Genomic DNA, 15,911 nt, shown 5'->3' on the forward strand with positions numbered 1-15,911 from the left:
CGCGTCAAATGCCAAAAACACAAGTGAGCTTGCGCCCCGCGCATGAAGGTCAGCCCGGCTTATCTTCGGATTCGAGCCATTGCTGGTTGGCCAGCGCGGCTTCCTCGATCGCCGCGGACCGCACGAGCGAGGTCAGCCGGTTGATCGTCGGCGTGCGCGCCTGCCATTTCGGCAGGATGAACACGTAGTGCAGCTCGATTGCCGGCTCGAACGGGCGGATCACCATGCCGGGCTTGAGGCTGGAGCGGGCGACGAAGCCGTCGGCGACGGCGACGCCGACGCCGAGACCGGCGAGTTCGCAGGCGACGATGCCATTGGGCGTCTCCAGCCGGATCGTCGGCGTGGCGTTGATCTTGCGGAACGCGGCGTCCAGGGATTGCCGCATGACGGTACGGGGCGCGTTGGCGATCAGCGGCAGGTCGCGCAGATCCTCGGCATGGATCCGGCGGCGTCCGGCCAGCGGATGATCGTGACGCATCACGGCGACGGCGCGGATCGAGGCGATCGGCTCGATGTCGATGGCGTCATTGTCCATCGGCAGGACGGTGATGCCCAGATCGAACTGCTCGCGGCCGAGCCATTTCTCGATGTCGAGGCGCGAACGCGAATCGATGGCGGCCGTGAAGCCGGGGTCTTCCGCCGTCATGGTGGCGATGGCATCGCCCAGAAGCGCGCCGGTGATGTTCGGGGCGGTCAGGATGCGCACATGCCGGCGCTGGCGCGCCTTGACCCGCTGCGCCGCATGCATGGCGTCGTCGAGGCTGTAGAGCGCATGCTCCACATGGCTGTAGAATTCGCGCGCCTCGGTGGTTGGCACCAGCCGGCGCTTCGTGCGAGTGAACAGCGCGAAGCCGACCTCGTCCTCCAGCGCGGCCAGAAGCCGGCTGACCTGGGGCTGCGTGCGGTGCAGGCGCTCGGCGGCCCCGTTCAGCGAGCCGCCCTCCATGAAGGCGCGCAAGGCTTCCAGACCCTTCAGATTCACCAGTTCACTCCATTCGCTTTGCGCATGAGATCTTGCGAAGATCGAAATTGACGCATGGCACAGGCCCCGTACGCTGACCACCCTGAGAGGCGCGTACGGAGTTCCGATGTCTGATAGCGATACGAAAGGTGACGCCTGGCGAAAGCCGCCGTCGCGCTATCGGGACGAGCGCCCCGCGCAGTTCGCGCTGCCGGCCCGGCCTGCCTCCTGCTATATCGAGATGCGCGATGGCTGCCGGATCGCCGCCGACATCTACCTGCCGGAAGGGCCCGGACGGCCGGACCGAATTCCCACCATCCTGATCCTGACGCCCTATTACCGCCGGTTCGCGCTGCGCGACGGGGCCTCCGCCGACACCGAGCCCAGCCCCAACGCGGCGCGCTACCGCGACGCCTTCGTGCCGCGCGGCTATGCGGTGGTGGTGGTCGACGTGCGCGGCACCGGCGCCAGCTTCGGCACCCGCGACAGTTTCCGCTCGCCCGCCGAGCGCGAGGATTTCCGCGAGATCGCCGACTGGATCGTCGCCCAGCCCTGGTCCGACGGCGCTATCGGCTCGACCGGAATTTCCTATCTCGGCGCCGCCGCCTGTTTCCTCGCCAGTACGGGTCATCCGGCGGTCAAGGCGATCGCGCCGCTCTTTGCGGTCTGGAACACCTGGGTCGATCACCTCTATCCGGGCGGCGTCCTTTTGAACAAACTGGCGGCGAGCTACGACGACATCATGGTCGGGCTCGACCATGACCGCCGCGACGTGCTGGCGAACCAGCCCTATTTCGACAATCCCGACTTTGCCGGCCCGCAGCCGGTGGACGAGGATTGCGACGGCACGCTCTGCCGCGCAGCGGTGCGCGAGCATCTTGGCAATTTCCACATGCCGGACTTCATCGGCGAGTTTCCCTTCGCCGACGACCGGCTGCCCTACGATCCGTCCTTCGGGGCGCACTCCTTCAGCCCTTACCATTACGCCGCCGACATCGCGCCGGACGTGGCGATCTACTCGATTTCGGGCTGGATGGACGGGGCCGGCTTCGCCAATGGCGCCATCGCCCGCTACCGCTCGCTCCCCAATCGCCGGCAGCATCTGCTACTGGGGCCGTGGGACCATGGCGCGCGCACCAATGTGTCGCCCTGGCGCGATCACACCGCTCCGGACTTCGACGTCCTGGCCGAAGTGCTGCGGTTCTTCGACGAATATCTGATGGGCCTCGACACCGGGCTGAAGGACGAGGCACCGATCCACTATTTCTCCATGCATGAGGACGTCTGGCAGGCCGCCGACGCATGGCCGCCGCATCAACAGCGCCAGGTCCTGCATCTGGACGATGGCGGTCGTCTGGCGTCCGCAAGGGGCGCGGCCGGCGAGGACGTCTACCAGGTGGACTATACCGTCGGCACCGGCAACGACACGCGCCATGAGCGCCTCGCCGCCCTCAACACCACCGATTATTACGCCGACTGGCAGGGCCGCGACGCGGCGATGCAATCCTATACCAGCGCGCCGCTCGAAGCCGCCGCGCGCATGTCCGGCCATCCGGTGGTCGACCTGTCCATCGCCTCCAGCGAGGGCGATGCGGTGATCCACGTCTATCTGTCGGAGGTCGAGGCCGACGGCACCGTTCGCTACGTCACCGAGGGCGTGCTGCGGGCCCTGCACCGGCACGAAATGCCGGCACCGGCCGATCAGGACTGGTCCTGGCCCTATCGCGATTTCAGCCGGGCCAGCGCCGCACCGATGGTGCCCGGCAAGCCGGCGCGGATGCGCTTTGCGCTGCTGCCGACGTCGTGGACGTTCGGCGCCGGAAGCCGCATCCGCCTTTCGATCGCCGGTGCGGACTGCGATCATTACGTGCAGCTGCCGCACGGGCGACCGCCCCTATTGACGATCGTTCGAGGCGGAACCGGCGGGTCGCTAGTCGAACTGCCGATGACGGCGAGCCAGCCGCGATGAGGAAACCAGGAGAGGGAAGCACGATGAAGACGCTGAGGAATACCCTGATGGCCGCCTGCGCGATGACGCTCGCGGCCTCGCCGGCCTTGGCCGGCAAGGACAACGACACCTTCGTCTGGGCGACATCCACCGAGATGGATACGCCCGACCTCTATTACGGCAACCAGCGCGAGGCGCTGATCACCGCCTACGCCCAGTGCGACAGCCTGATCCACCGCGACCCGGAGACCAACGAGTACCAGCCGCTGCTGGCGACGAGCTGGGAATGGGTCGACGACAAGACGCTGGAGATGGACCTGCGCGAAGGCGTCAAGTTCCACGACGGCACCGATTTCGACGCCCAGGACGTGGCCGACACGCTGAACCATGTCGCGGCGCCCGACAGCGACATGAAGATCCGCGTGATCGTCGACTGGATCGACAATGTCGAGGTGGTGGACGACCACAAGGTCCGCATCCACGCCAAGGCGCCGACGCCGGCGGCCTTCGAATATCTGTCGGGCACCTCGCCGATCTATCCGGCCGGCCATTATGACAGCGCGCCGGAAGTGCCGGGAGCCGATGGAACGACGCGCCGCGACTGGGGCGCCGTCAACCCGGTCTGCACCGGGCCCTACAAGCTGACCGACTACCAGGCCGGCCAGTCGCTGACCCTGGAGCTCAACCCGGATTATTTCGAGGACAGCCCGAAGGGCAAGCCGTCCATCGGCAAGATCATCTACCGGACCATCAAGGACCCGGAGACCCAGATCGCCGAGGTCGTCACCGGCGGCGTCGACTGGATCTGGGGCGTGCCGCCCGAGAATGCCGGCATGCTCAACGACATGGACAACCTCACCGTCGTCTCGGCGCCGACCATGCGCATGTCGTTCCTGGCGCTGGACGCCGCCGGCCGCACCGGCGAGACGCCGATGACGGACATCCGCGTGCGGCAGGCCATCGCCCATGCCATCGACCGCGAGGCGATCACCGAGAACCTCGTCGGCGAAGGCTCGACGGTGCAGAAGTCCATGTGCGTGTCGGTGCAGTTCGGCTGCGAGACCGATGTCACCCAGTACCCCTACGATCCGGAGAAGGCCAAGGCACTGCTGGCCGAGGCGGGCTACCCCGATGGCTTCGAGGTCCCGTTCCACGCCTATCGCGACCGGCCCCATTCGGAAGCGGTGCTGAACTACCTGCGCGCCGTCGGCATCAAGGGTGACCTGCAGTTCCTGCAGTGGCGGGCTCTGCGTCCGCTGATCGCCGGCGACGAGACCCAGATCGCGCATCTGACCTTCGGTTCCAACGGCATGCTCGATGCCTCGGCCTCGACCGGCTACTACTTCCAGTTCGGGCCGGACGACTACGCCCGCGACGAGGAAGTGCGCGACTGGCTGACGGAAGCCGAGACGACCACGGATACGGAGGCCCGCAAGGCGCTCTACTCCAAGGCGCTCAAGAAGATCGCGGACGAAGCCTATTACATCCCGCTCTTCATCTATGGCCGGACCTACGCGTTCAACAAGGACCTGGACTATCCGGTGACCCCCGACGAGATGGCGCATTTCTATCTCGCCAAGTGGAAATAAACAGCGTCCGCCGGGGAGCGTCAGGCTCCCCGGCCACCGACCCGAGGCTCAATGCTCTTCTTCATTCTCAAACGCCTGCTGGTGACGTTTCTCGTGGTGGCGGTCACCTCGGTGATCGCCTTCCTGCTCGTCCACATGTCCGGCGATCCCGCGGCGGCGATGGCCGGCGAGGGGGCTTCGGCCAGCGACATCGCGGCGGTGCGTGAACTCTTCGGCTTCGACCGGCCGCTGATCCTGCAATATCTCGACTGGATCGGTCGTCTCCTGCAGGGCGATTTCGGCCGCTCCTATTACCTGCGCATGGACGTGGTGGATGTCCTGGCCGAGCACGTGCCGGTCACCGCGACTTTGGGCGTCCTGGCGCTGACCTTCGCGCTGGCGCTTTCCATTCCGCTCGGCGTTCTGGCGGCGCTGCGCCCCAACACAATGATCGACCGCATCTCGCTGTGGCTGGCGGTCGCTGGCCAGGCGCTGCCGTCCTTCCTCTTCGCGCTCGGCCTGATGTATCTCTTCGGCGTCTATCTGCGCTGGCTGCCGATCTCCGGCGATTCCACCTGGGCGCATTTCATCATGCCCTCGGTGGCGCTCGGCTATTACGCCACCCCGGCGATCATGCGCCTGACCCGCTCCGGCATGCTCGACGTCATGCAGGCCGACCATGTGCGCACGGCCCGCGCCTATGGCCTGACGCCGTGGCGGGTCGTGGTGCGCCATGGCCTGCGCCACGCCATTGTGCCGGTGGTCTCGCTCGCCGCGGTCCAGCTCGGCTTCATGCTGGGCGGCTCGATCGTCATCGAGACGATCTTCTCCCTGAAGGGCATCGGCCATCTCGCCTGGGAGTCCATCCAGCGCGCCGACATCGAGGTGATCCAGGCGATCCTGCTGCTGATCGCCGTCGCCTACGCGATCCTGACCCTCGTCGCCGACCTCCTCAACGCGGCCCTCGATCCGCGGATCCGCATCTCGTGAGTTCCATGCCCCCAGTCACCCACGCTCCGCCTCTCCAGATCGCGGTCTCGCCGACCCGCGTGGCCGTCGGCCGCGCCCTCCGGCATGGCAGCTTCTGGGTTGGCGGGCTGATCATCCTCGTCATCTTCCTGGCCGCCATCTTCGCGCCGTGGCTGACGCCCTACGATCCATCGATCCAGGATCTCGGTCAGCGCTTCGTCGCGCCGGTCTGGGCCGAGTGCGGCAGCTGGGCCCATCCGCTGGGCACCGACGGGCTCGGCCGCGACTATCTCACGCGCCTCCTCTTCGGCGCCCGCATCTCGCTGATGATCGGCTTCCTGACCATTCTCATCTCCGGCACCATCGGCACCGCCATGGGCGTCGCCGCCGGTTACTGGGGCGGCTGGGTCGATCTGGTGGTCAATTTCATCATCACCATCCGCCTGACGCTGCCGGTCGTCCTCGTCGCGCTGGTTGTCGTGGCGCTGGTCGGCAGTTCGCTGTCGCTGCTGGTCATGGTGATCGGGCTCCTGCTCTGGGATCGCTTCGCCATCGTCATGCGCAGCGCCACCCAGCAGCTGGCCTCGCGCGAATACATCACTTCGGCGCGCACCATCGGCAGCTCCACCACCCGCATCCTGATCCGGGAAATCCTGCCCAACATCATGGGGCCGCTGATCGTCGTCGCCTCGATCGAACTGGCCCACGCCATCCTTCTGGAGGCGGCGCTGTCCTTCCTCGGCCTCGGCGTCCAGCCGCCGAACGTGTCCTGGGGGCTGATGGTGGCCGAAGCCAAGAGCCAGCTCCTGTTCCGCCCCTGGATGATCGCCGTGCCGGGCGCCGCGCTGGTGCTGCTGATCTTCGCGATCAACCTCGTCGGCGATGCCCTGCGCGATGTCACGACGCCGGAGGGCAAGGCATGAGCATGACCGCCCCCATCCTCGAAGTGTCCGGCCTCAAGGTCGAGATTCCCGTGCGCGACGCCGTGCTGCGCCCCGTCCGCGGCATCGACATCAGCGTCGCCAAGGGCGAGACGGTCGCCATCGTCGGGGAATCCGGCTGCGGCAAGAGCCTGACGGCGCTCGCCATCATGGGTCTTCTGCCGCGCCAGGCGCGGCTGACCTCCGAGCGCATCGACCTCAACGGCGAATCCCTGAGCGAGGCCTCGCCGCGGCGCTGGCGCAAGCTGCGCGGCGACCGCATCGCCATGATCTTCCAGGATCCGATGACGGCCCTCGATCCCTGCTACCGGATCGGCGCCCAGATGGCCGAGATCCTGAGGCAGCACCGCAAGGTCTCGCGTAGCGCCGCCCGCGAACGCTCGCTGGAGCTCCTGCGCAAGGTCGGCATCCCGTCGCCCGAGGAGCGGCTGAACCAGTATCCGCACCAGCTTTCCGGCGGCCTGCGCCAGCGCGTGATGATCGCCATGGCGCTGCTGTGCGAGCCCGAGTTGATCATCGCGGACGAGCCGACCACGGCTCTCGACGTGACCATTCAGGCCCAGATCCTGCGGCTGTTGCGCGACATCCAGCGCGAGACCGGCATCGGCCTGATCCTGATCACACACGATCTCGGCGTGGTCGCTGGCATGGCCGACCGCATCGTCGTGATGTATGGCGGCGAGGTCGTCGAGGCGGGGACCTGCGACGAAGTGCTCGCCCGCCCGCTGCATCCCTATACCGAGGGGCTGATGCGTTCGATCCCGGTGCCGGACGAGACCCGGCGCGGCGAAACGCTGGGCTTCATTCCGGGCGTGGTGCCGCGCCAGACCGGCGACCTGACGCGCTGCGGCTTCCTGGAGCGCTGTCCCTATGCCCATGCGCCCTGCGCCGAAGGGCCGATCGCGCTGCGCGACGCCGGCGACGGCCATCTGATGCGCTGCGTCCTGCCAGCCGACGGCAGCGGACGCGATCCCGAAGCCTGGACACGGCAGTCGGAGGCAAGCTCATGAGCGAGACCGTTCTCAGCATGCGCGGTGTCACGCGCGACTATGCCGTCGGCGGCGCCTTCCGCAAGAAGGCGACCCTGCGGGCCCTGCGCGGCATCGATCTCAGCGTCGACCGCGGCCGCACGCTCGGCCTCGTCGGCGAATCCGGCTGCGGCAAGAGCACGCTCGCCCGCATTCTCCTCGGCATCGAGGACCCGACCGCGGGGACCGTGCTCGTGTCCGGCCGGCCGATCCAGGAATACGAGCGTCTGGCCCGGGCCCGGCTGATCCAGCCGGTGTTCCAGGATCCCTATTCCTCGCTCAATCCGCGCATGTCGGTCGAGGCGATCATCGGCGCGCCGCTGAAGGTGCGCGGCGAGGGCACGGCCGCCTCGCGGCGCGCGCGCGTCCACGAGATGGCCGGCGAGGTCGGGCTGCCGCGGCATCTGGTCGAGGCCTATCCCAGCCAGCTCTCCGGCGGCCAGCGCCAGCGCGTCGCGATCGCCCGGGCACTGATCGGCGAGCCTGAAATCCTGATCTGCGACGAGCCGACCTCGGCCCTCGACGTCTCGGTGCAGAGCCAGATCCTCAATCTCCTGCACCGGCTGAAGCAGGAATTGAACCTGACGATGATCCTGATCAGCCACAACCTCGCCGTGGTGCATCACCTCGCCGACGAGGTGGCGGTCATGTATCTCGGCCAGATCGTCGAGCGCGGCGATGCCGACGCCATCTTCGAGCGACCCTGCCATCCCTATAGCGACGCCCTCCTGAAGGCGGTGCTGCCGCCGCGCGCCGGCGCTCGCCTGCCCGAACTCGGCCTCGAGGCCGAGTTCCCCAGCCCGGTCAATCCGCCCTCCGGCTGCGCCTTCCATCCGCGCTGCCCCAAGGCCGACGCGCTGTGCGCCGAGGTCGATCCGAACCCGGCCGGCATCGACCCGGTCTTTCGCTGTCACCACCCGAACAATTTCGGCGCCGCGGCGCATCCCGCGCGCGCGGCAGGCTGAGGGGACCGCATATGGATTCAGAGATCGATTACCGGCTGGACGAGCGCTGCCTCTTCGCCGAGGGCGAGAGCTTCGGCGCCGCCGGTCCCTACGAGCGGCTGTCCGGCCGGGTGATCTTCCGGGTCGATCCCGCGGCCGAGGCCCAGCGTGTCGTCACCGATATCGGCCTTGCCCCCGTCGATGCCGAGGGCCGGGTGGTCTTCGAGGCCGATTTCTGCATCCTCAAGCCGGTCGATCTGTCGCGCGGCAATCGCCGGCTGTTCTTCGACTACGGCAATCGCGGCAACAAGCGCGCGCTGCAGTTCTTCAACGACGCGCCGTCCACCAACGACCCGCGCAGCCGCGCCGATGCCGGCAACGGCTTCCTGATGCGGCGCGGCTATTCGGTCGGCTGGCTCGCCTGGCAGGGCGACTTGTTGCCCGGCAATGGCCGCATGCTGCTCGATGCACCGGTGGCGAGCGAGAACGGCCGTCCGATCACCGGCCGGACCCGCTCGGAGTTCATCGCGGTGGAGCCCGGCACGCGGGTATTCCCCCTGAGTTCGCTGGTCTCGACGCGCAGCTATCCGACCGTCTCGCTCGACACCCGCACCGCGCGGCTGACCCGTCGGCGCTACGCCCACAGCGTGCGCGAGGAGATCCCGGCTGACGCCTGGGCGTTTGCCCGCACCGAGCGCGGCGGCGGCGTCGACAATCAGGGCATGGAAGAGGCGATCATCGCCTCCGACAGCCATGTCTTCCTGCCGGACGGCTTCGAGACCGGCTGGATCTACGAGATCGTCTACGAGGCCCGCGACCCGCTGGTTCTCGGCGTCGGCCATGTCGCCGTGCGCGATTTCGTCAGCTTCCTGAAGCACGGGGAGACGACCGCCAGCGGGCAGGCCAATCCCCTGCGCGACAACGGCGTCGGGGTCGAGAAGGCCTATGCCTGGGGCCGTTCCCAGACCGGGCGCTGCATCCGCGACTTCCTGTATCTCGGCTTCAACGCCGATGCGAAGAACCGCAAGGTCTTCGACGGCGTGATGCCGCACGTCGCCGGTGCCGGCAAGATGTGGATGAACCACCGCTTCGCCAATCTGGTGCTGCTGCCGGGCCAGGAACACGAGAACCATTTCTCGCCCGCCGATCGCTTTCCCTTCTCCTATGCGATGTCCACCGATCACTATTCGGGCTGCGAGGACGCCATCCTCAAGCGGCCGGACACCGACCCGCTGGTCATCCATACGGACACCGCCTGCGAATACTGGCACCGCCGGGCCTCGCTGGTGCACACAGACACCAAGGGCCGCGACTTAGCCCAGCCGGACAATGTCCGGGTGTATCTGTGGGCGAGCTCCCAGCATTACGCCTCGCCCCTCGTCACTGCGCCCGCCAAGGGACTGGCGCAGGAATGCTTCAACGTCGTCGCCACCTCGATGCTGTTTCGCGCCGGGCTCGACAATCTCGACGCCTGGGCGAGCGAGGGCACGCCGCCGCCGGCAAGCCGCATTCCGGCGCGCGGCGACGGAACGCTGGTTGCCGAGGACATGTGGCGGGCGGCGTTCCCGCATATTCCCGGCGTCGCGCTGCCACGTGGCCCGAGCAAGCTGGAGCGGCTCGACTTCGGACCCGACATCGATGCCGGGCGGATTGCCAACGAGCCGCCGGAGATTCTGGCCGGCGAGTGCTATCCGGTGCAGGTGCCGGCCGTCGACGGCGACGGCAACGATCTGGCCGGCATCCGCGCGCCGATGGTCCAGGCGCCGCTCGGCACCTATACCGGCTGGAGCGTGCGCCGCCGCGACGTCGGACATGGCGCCATGGTCGGCATCACCGGCAGCTACATTCCGTTTCCCGACAGCGAGGACGAACGCGGCCAGACCGGCGACCCCCGGCGCTCGGTCCTTGCCCGCTACGGCACTGCCGACGGCTATGTGGCGGCGATCCGCCAGGCGGCGGAGGCGCTGGTCGCCGACGGGCTGATGCTGCGCGAGGACGTCTCCCGCGCGGTCGCCGATGCCGGCGAATGGGGCCGGCCGCGCCACCTCGTGCGTCTCTGACCATTCCGATCCCCGACAGGAGCGACAGCATGCAGTCTCAGGCGATGGTCGTCTGTCCGCAGCCCGAAGCAGCCGAATCCGGCGTCGAGATGCTGGAGAAGGGCGGCAATGCCGTCGACGCGGCGATCGCCTGCGCGCTGGCCCAGACGGTCGTCGATCCGCTGATGTGCGGCATCGCCGGCTTCGGCAGTCTCGGCCTCTACATGCCGGGGAAGGGGCTGCACGAATATCTCGACTTCCATGCCCCGGCGCCCAAGGCTGCCCGCCCGGACATGTGGGAAGACCGCGTCGAAGGCGAGACGCGCGACGGCTTCGGCTTCGTCCTGAAGGACCGGGTCAACGATCTCGGCTATGGCGCGATCTGCGTTCCGGCGGCCCTGCGCGCCTATGAAGAGGTGCACCGGGCCCATGGCCGCCTGCCCTGGGAGACCATCCTGCAGCCGGCGATCGACTGGGCTGAGAACGGCTATTTCGTGCGCCCGGCCATGTACACCTTCTTCATGGAGGGCTCCAAGATGGGCCGCGCGGCGACGGCCGAGCGCCTTGCCTTCAGCGCCACCGGGCGCGCGCTCTACTGCCACCCCGACGGCACGCCGCTGACGGTCGGCGAGCCGATCCGCAATCCCGACTACGCCTTGACCCTGCGGCGGATCGCCGAACACGGCGCCGAGGATTTCTATACCGGCGAGATCGGCGCCCGCATCGCCGCCGACATGGCTGCCAACGGCGCGCTGCTGTCGGGCGACGATCTCGCCGACTATGCCCCGCAGCGCAACGCACCGCTGACCGCCAGCTATCGCGGCCGCCGCATCACCACCAACCAACCGCCGGGCGGCGGCGTGATGCTGGTGGAGATGCTGAACATCCTGGAGAATTTCGACCTCGCCGCGCTCGGGCACAATTCGCCGGACTACATCCGCACCGTCTGCGAGGCGATGAAGCGCGCTACCATCGACAAGGACCGCCATGTCGGCGATCCGCGCTTCCTCGACGTGCCGCTGGCGCATCTGACCGACAAGGCCTATGCGCGCGAACTGGCCGGCGAGATCCGCGCCGGCGTGCGCGCCGAGGTGCCGCGGCTGCAGGCGCCGAACGCGGTGCCGGTCAACACGACCCATCTGTCGGTGGTCGACGGCGACGGCAATTGCGTTTCCATGACCCATTCGCTGGGCATGCCGTCGGGCATCATCACCGACGGGCTGGGCTTCCTCTACAATGGCTGCATGGGCGTCTTCGATCCGCGCCCGGGGCGCGCCGGCAGCATCGCACCCGGCAAGTCGCGCTTCAGCGCCATGTGCCCGACCATCGTCTTCGATGGCGAGCGCCCGGAACTGGTTCTGGGCGCTCCCGGTGGCACGCAGATCGTCATGGGCGTCCTGCAGACCATCCTCAACGTCGTCGATTTCGGCATGTCCGTGGGCGAAGCGGTGGCCGCGCCGCGCTTTTCCTCGACCGGCAATCCCATCGACGTCTCCAATCGCATCCGGCGCTCCGTCGCCCGCGAACTGGAGAGCCAGGGCTACGAGGTGATCCGCAATCCCTACGGACACACGATCGGCTGGGTCCATGCCGTCGGAATTCGCCCCGACGGCACGCTGGAGGGCGCCGCCGATCCGGGCCGCGACGGGGTGGCCTACGGCCTTGGCTGAAGCCTTCGCCCGGCTGTGCCGGAACCGGGGCCGGCTGCGGCCGGATGCCGCAGCGGTACGTGACATGACCGAACGGAGCATTTCTTCGGAACCGGCCGGCATGTGCCGCGTTGGCACACGAGTAACAAACGAAAGATCGTGACATGCTGGCATCCGAGATCGTGAGCGCTTTGGAGCGCGGCCACATCACCGAAGCAGAAGCGATCGAGCAGTCGCTCGTCGAGAGCATCGACAGTCTCTACGCCAAGGCCGGGCTCGAACACGAGGATGCCCGCTGGGGCTGCGATCGCGTCGAATGGCCCAGGCAGATGGCCCAGGGCCGCTAGGCAGCCTCTCCCCACCCAACATTCCTGACCGCTGACGCCGCAAACCGCGCGGCGGCGTGCGGGCTTCGGCCGGGCGGCGTCGCCAGCCCTCGCCATGGACGCGCCGCAACGGTATGTCTGCCTTGGAAATTCATCCGGGGAGGGCAGAGCGTTGCAGCATCAGGACAAGGTCGCGTTGATCACGGGCGCGGGACGCGGCATCGGGCTGGCGACCGCCAGGCGGTTTCTAGCCGAAGGCTGGCAGGTCGCGCTGCTCGATATCGACGGCGAGACGCTCAAGGCCGCGGCCGCGGAGCTCGACCAGCCGGACCGCACGCTCGCCGTGACCTGTGATGTCGCCGACCCCGATGAGGTCGCCGCCGCGCTCGACGCGGTGATCCAGCGCTTCGGCCGGCTCGATTCCCTCGTCAACAATGCCGGCATCGCCGTCTTCAAGCCGATGCTCGAAACGTCCTTCGAGGACTGGCAGCGCTCGCTGGCGGTCAATCTCGGCGGGCCGTTCCTCTGCACCCAGAAGGCCGCGCCGATCATGGCCGAGACCGGCGGCGGTAGCGTCGTCAACATCACCTCGATCTCCGGCATGCGCGCCTCGACGTTGCGCGTCGCCTACGGCACCAGCAAGGCCGGGCTCGCCCATCTCACCAAGCAGCAGGCGGTGGAGCTGGCGGGGCTCGGCATCCGCGTCAATGCCGTGGCGCCGGGGCCGGTCGACACGGCCATGGCCAAGGCGGTGCACAGCCCCGCCATCCGCGCCGACTACCACGACACGGTGCCGCTCAATCGCTACGGCCTCGAAGAAGAGATCGCCGAGGCGATCTTCTTCCTTTGCAGCGAACGGGCGAGCTACATCACCGGCCAGATCCTCGGCGTCGACGGCGGCTTCGGGGCGACGGGCATCGGCCTGCCGACCCTGCGCGGCAACGCCCGCAACAGCTGAGGGACGGGTGATGGAGAACGCCGCCGAGCGGCTCCTGTCCGCCGCCGATCTCGGCGTGCTGCGCGACCTGCGCCACGCGCTGCACCGGGAACCGGAGGTCTCCGGCGAGGAAGCCGAGACGGCGCGCCGGGTGGCCGCCTTCCTCGGCGAAACCAGGCCCGACAGGCTGGTGACGGGGCTGGGTGGCCACGGCGTCGCCGCGGTCTATGACAGCGGTCGGCCGGGGCCGACGCTGATGGTGCGTGCCGAGCTCGACGCCCTGCCGATCGAGCAGAAGTCGGACCGTCCCTGGCGCTCGACGCGGCCGGGAACCTCGCATCTCTGCGGCCATGACGGCCATATGGCGACGCTGGCCGGCGTCGCGCTGGCCCTTGGCCGGCAACGTCCCGGCCAAGGGCGCGCGGTCCTGCTGTTCCAGCCGGCCGAGGAAGACGGCAGTGGCGCAGCGGCGGTGCTGGCCGACCCGGCCTTCGACGCCATCGCGCCGGATATCGCCATCGCCCTGCACAACATGCCGGGCATCGCTCGCGGCCGGGCGGCGCTGATCGAGGGGCCGGCGAACTGTGCCTCGCGCAGCCTGCAAATCACGCTGTCGGGCACCACGGCTCATGCCTCCTCGCCCGATCAGGGGCGCTCGCCGATGACCGCGCTCTGCGAGCTCATGCCCGGACTGACGGCGCTCGGCCGTGGCGGCGACCTCGACGCGGATTTCTCGCTGGTGACGATCACCCATGCGTCGATGGGCGAACGCGAAGCCGGCATCGCGCCGGGTTCGGCCGAGCTCTGGGCGACGCTGCGGACCCTCACCGACGCCCGCATGGGCGATCTGGTCGGCCGCGCCGAAGCGCTGGTGCGCGATGCTGCGGAGAGGTCCGGCCTCGGCGTCGCGATCCGCTACGACGACATTTTCGCCCATTGCGTCAATGACGGCGAGGCGACCGCCATCCTGCGCCGGGCGCTGGAGGAGGAGGGCGTGCCCCATGACGCCAGCCTTCTGCCCATGCGCGCCTCGGAGGATTTCGGACGGTTCGGCGCGACGGCCCGTTCGGCGATGTTCCTGCTGGGATCGGGCGAAGACCATCCCGGCCTGCACACGCCGCAATACGACTTCCCGGACGAACTGATCGGGCTCGGCGCCCGGATCTTCCTGCGCGCCATCCGCAACGTTCTCGGCTGAGGGCGCGGCGACCGGTCGGAACGAACCAGTCGCCGCGACAAATTCAGCGGTCGCCGACGATGGCCTCGACCTCTTCGGCCACGTCGAGCACATGCCAGTCGCGTCCGCCGGGTGCGAAGATCATCAGGCCGGTCGGCAACTCGCCGGAGCGGTGCATCGGCACCGTCGCGGCACAGCCGTCGAGGAAGTTGATGGTCGACGGGTTGCGCAGGACCAGCGCATTCAGCCGGTCGAAATCGTCCTCGACCTCTTCGATCAGCGGCGGCACGATGGGCACGGTCGGCGCGATGATCGCGTCGAAGCCATCGGCGAGATCGGCAAAGGCGACGATCGCCTCGGCGCGGGTCTGCCGGGCAGCGTCCACTTCGCCGGAGCCGAAGCTCTCGGCGGCCCGGATGCGCTTGAGGACGCGGGGATCGCCGGCCGTCTCCAGCGCGTCGAGATAGCCGCGATGGATGGCGTGGGCTTCGCTGGCGACGAGGATGCGGTTCACCGCGCCCGCCTGGGCGATCTCGGCCAGTTCCACATCGACCAGTTCGATGCCTTCGTCGCGCAGCGCCTTCAGCGCGGCCTCGAAATCGGCCTTGACCTGCTTGTCCATGTCGTCGGTCAGGAGCGTACGCATCACGCCGAGCCGCAGCGGCTTGTCGCCGGTGGACGGCACCGGCCGGTCTTCGCCGGACAGCACCGCATGGACCGCCGCGCAGGTGGCGATGTCGAGCGCCAGCGGGCCGACGCTGTCATAGGTGCCCGACAGCGGCGAGGCGCCGTCGAGCGGCACGGCCGCCTGGGTCGGCTTGAAACCGGCCAGCGCATTGAAGGCGGCGGGGATGCGCACCGAACCGCCGGTGTCGGAGCCCAGTGCGAAATCGGCGATGCCAAAGGCAACGGCGATCGCGCCGCCCGAGGTCGAACCGCCGGGAATGCGCTCGGCATCGTGGCTGTTGCCCGGCGTGCCGTAATGCGGGTTGAGCCCGACGCCGGAATAGGCGAATTCCGACATGTTTGTGCGCCCGCAGCCGATGGCGCCGGCCGCCCGCAGCCGCGCCACGGCGACGGCATCGCGCGTTGCCGGGGCGTTGCCGGCGAAGTGGACGGAGCCGGCGGTCGTGACCTCGCCCTCCTCGTCGAAGAGATCCTTGATTGCCACGAGAAGGCCGGCCAGCGGCCCGGCGAGGCGCGCCGGGTCAAGGTCCAGCGCCTCGGCCTCGGCGACGACGCGCCCGGCGTCGAAGCGGGTGAAGATTCGGCCGGCCACATCCTCGTCGAGATCCAGGACCCGGCCGATGGCCTGGGACGCGCGATCGGCGGCACGGAAGGTCAGGCGCCCGGAGGCGCGGCGCAGGGGCGAAAACTGGTTCACGGGCATTTCCTCGTCTGACGGCCGAAGGCCGTTCCATGGC

General features: G+C 68.5%; 13 protein-coding genes. 11 read left to right on the forward strand and 2 right to left on the reverse strand.

All coding sequences use genetic code 11. The annotated features are described in order from the left end of the window. Nucleotides 1-49: 49 nt before the first annotated feature. The gene (locus H9Q09_RS09110) at nucleotides 50-982 is read right to left on the reverse strand and encodes a LysR family transcriptional regulator (RefSeq protein ID WP_187390782.1); all 933 of its coding nucleotides are present in this window, start codon (nucleotides 980-982) and stop codon (nucleotides 50-52) included. A gap of 106 nt (nucleotides 983-1,088) precedes the next feature. Between H9Q09_RS09110 and H9Q09_RS09115 the strand changes: the two genes are divergently transcribed. The 11 genes from H9Q09_RS09115 to H9Q09_RS09165 all read left to right on the forward strand — a co-directional run bounded on the left by H9Q09_RS09115 (nucleotide 1,089) and on the right by H9Q09_RS09165 (nucleotide 14,508). Then, a complete protein-coding gene (locus H9Q09_RS09115; protein ID WP_187390783.1) occupies nucleotides 1,089-2,930 on the forward strand; it encodes a CocE/NonD family hydrolase in 1,842 nt (613 codons plus the stop codon). A gap of 23 nt (nucleotides 2,931-2,953) precedes the next feature. Beyond that, entirely contained in the window at nucleotides 2,954-4,498 is a 1,545-nt protein-coding gene (locus tag H9Q09_RS09120; protein ID WP_187390784.1) for an ABC transporter substrate-binding protein, read from the forward strand. Nucleotides 4,499-4,549: 51 nt separating this feature from the next. Further along, nucleotides 4,550-5,467 (forward strand): ABC transporter permease, encoded by a 918-nt coding sequence (locus H9Q09_RS09125; protein ID WP_024350219.1) that lies wholly within the window; start codon nucleotides 4,550-4,552, stop codon nucleotides 5,465-5,467. Between the two features lie 5 nt (nucleotides 5,468-5,472). After that, nucleotides 5,473-6,369 carry an ABC transporter permease gene (locus tag H9Q09_RS09130; protein ID WP_187390785.1) on the forward strand — a complete coding sequence of 299 codons (897 nt, stop codon included), beginning with the start codon at nucleotides 5,473-5,475 and terminating at the stop codon, nucleotides 6,367-6,369. Next, nucleotides 6,366-7,397, forward strand: a complete 1,032-nt coding sequence (locus H9Q09_RS09135) for an ABC transporter ATP-binding protein (protein WP_187390786.1) — start codon at nucleotides 6,366-6,368, stop codon at nucleotides 7,395-7,397. The genes H9Q09_RS09130 and H9Q09_RS09135 overlap by 4 nt, the downstream gene beginning before the upstream one ends. Further along, a complete protein-coding gene (locus tag H9Q09_RS09140; RefSeq protein WP_187390787.1) occupies nucleotides 7,394-8,380 on the forward strand; it encodes an oligopeptide/dipeptide ABC transporter ATP-binding protein in 987 nt (328 codons plus the stop codon). Before H9Q09_RS09135 ends, H9Q09_RS09140 begins: the two co-directional genes overlap by 4 nt. A gap of 11 nt (nucleotides 8,381-8,391) precedes the next feature. Continuing rightward, nucleotides 8,392-10,419, forward strand: a complete 2,028-nt coding sequence (locus tag H9Q09_RS09145; RefSeq protein ID WP_187390788.1) for an alpha/beta hydrolase domain-containing protein — start codon at nucleotides 8,392-8,394, stop codon at nucleotides 10,417-10,419. Nucleotides 10,420-10,448: 29 nt separating this feature from the next. Next, nucleotides 10,449-12,068, forward strand: coding sequence for a gamma-glutamyltransferase (gene ggt, locus H9Q09_RS09150; RefSeq protein WP_187390789.1), 1,620 nt, complete (start codon nucleotides 10,449-10,451; stop codon nucleotides 12,066-12,068). Nucleotides 12,069-12,211: 143 nt separating this feature from the next. Then, on the forward strand, nucleotides 12,212-12,394 hold the full coding sequence (locus H9Q09_RS09155; protein WP_187390790.1) for a hypothetical protein: 183 nt from the start codon (nucleotides 12,212-12,214) through the stop codon (nucleotides 12,392-12,394). A gap of 94 nt (nucleotides 12,395-12,488) precedes the next feature. Next, nucleotides 12,489-13,331, forward strand: coding sequence for an SDR family oxidoreductase (locus H9Q09_RS09160; protein ID WP_246716074.1), 843 nt, complete (start codon nucleotides 12,489-12,491; stop codon nucleotides 13,329-13,331). 10 nt (nucleotides 13,332-13,341) lie between these two features. Next, the gene (locus H9Q09_RS09165) at nucleotides 13,342-14,508 is read left to right on the forward strand and encodes an amidohydrolase (RefSeq protein ID WP_187390792.1); all 1,167 of its coding nucleotides are present in this window, start codon (nucleotides 13,342-13,344) and stop codon (nucleotides 14,506-14,508) included. Nucleotides 14,509-14,551: 43 nt separating this feature from the next. Here the strand turns inward: H9Q09_RS09165 and H9Q09_RS09170 are convergent, their stop codons facing one another. Beyond that, the gene (locus tag H9Q09_RS09170; protein WP_187390793.1) at nucleotides 14,552-15,877 is read right to left on the reverse strand and encodes an amidase; all 1,326 of its coding nucleotides are present in this window, start codon (nucleotides 15,875-15,877) and stop codon (nucleotides 14,552-14,554) included. Between the last annotated feature and the right edge of the window lie 34 nt (nucleotides 15,878-15,911).

The organism is Aurantimonas sp. DM33-3, assembly GCF_014334315.1.
Classification (GTDB): Bacteria; Pseudomonadota; Alphaproteobacteria; order Rhizobiales; family Rhizobiaceae; genus Aurantimonas; species Aurantimonas coralicida.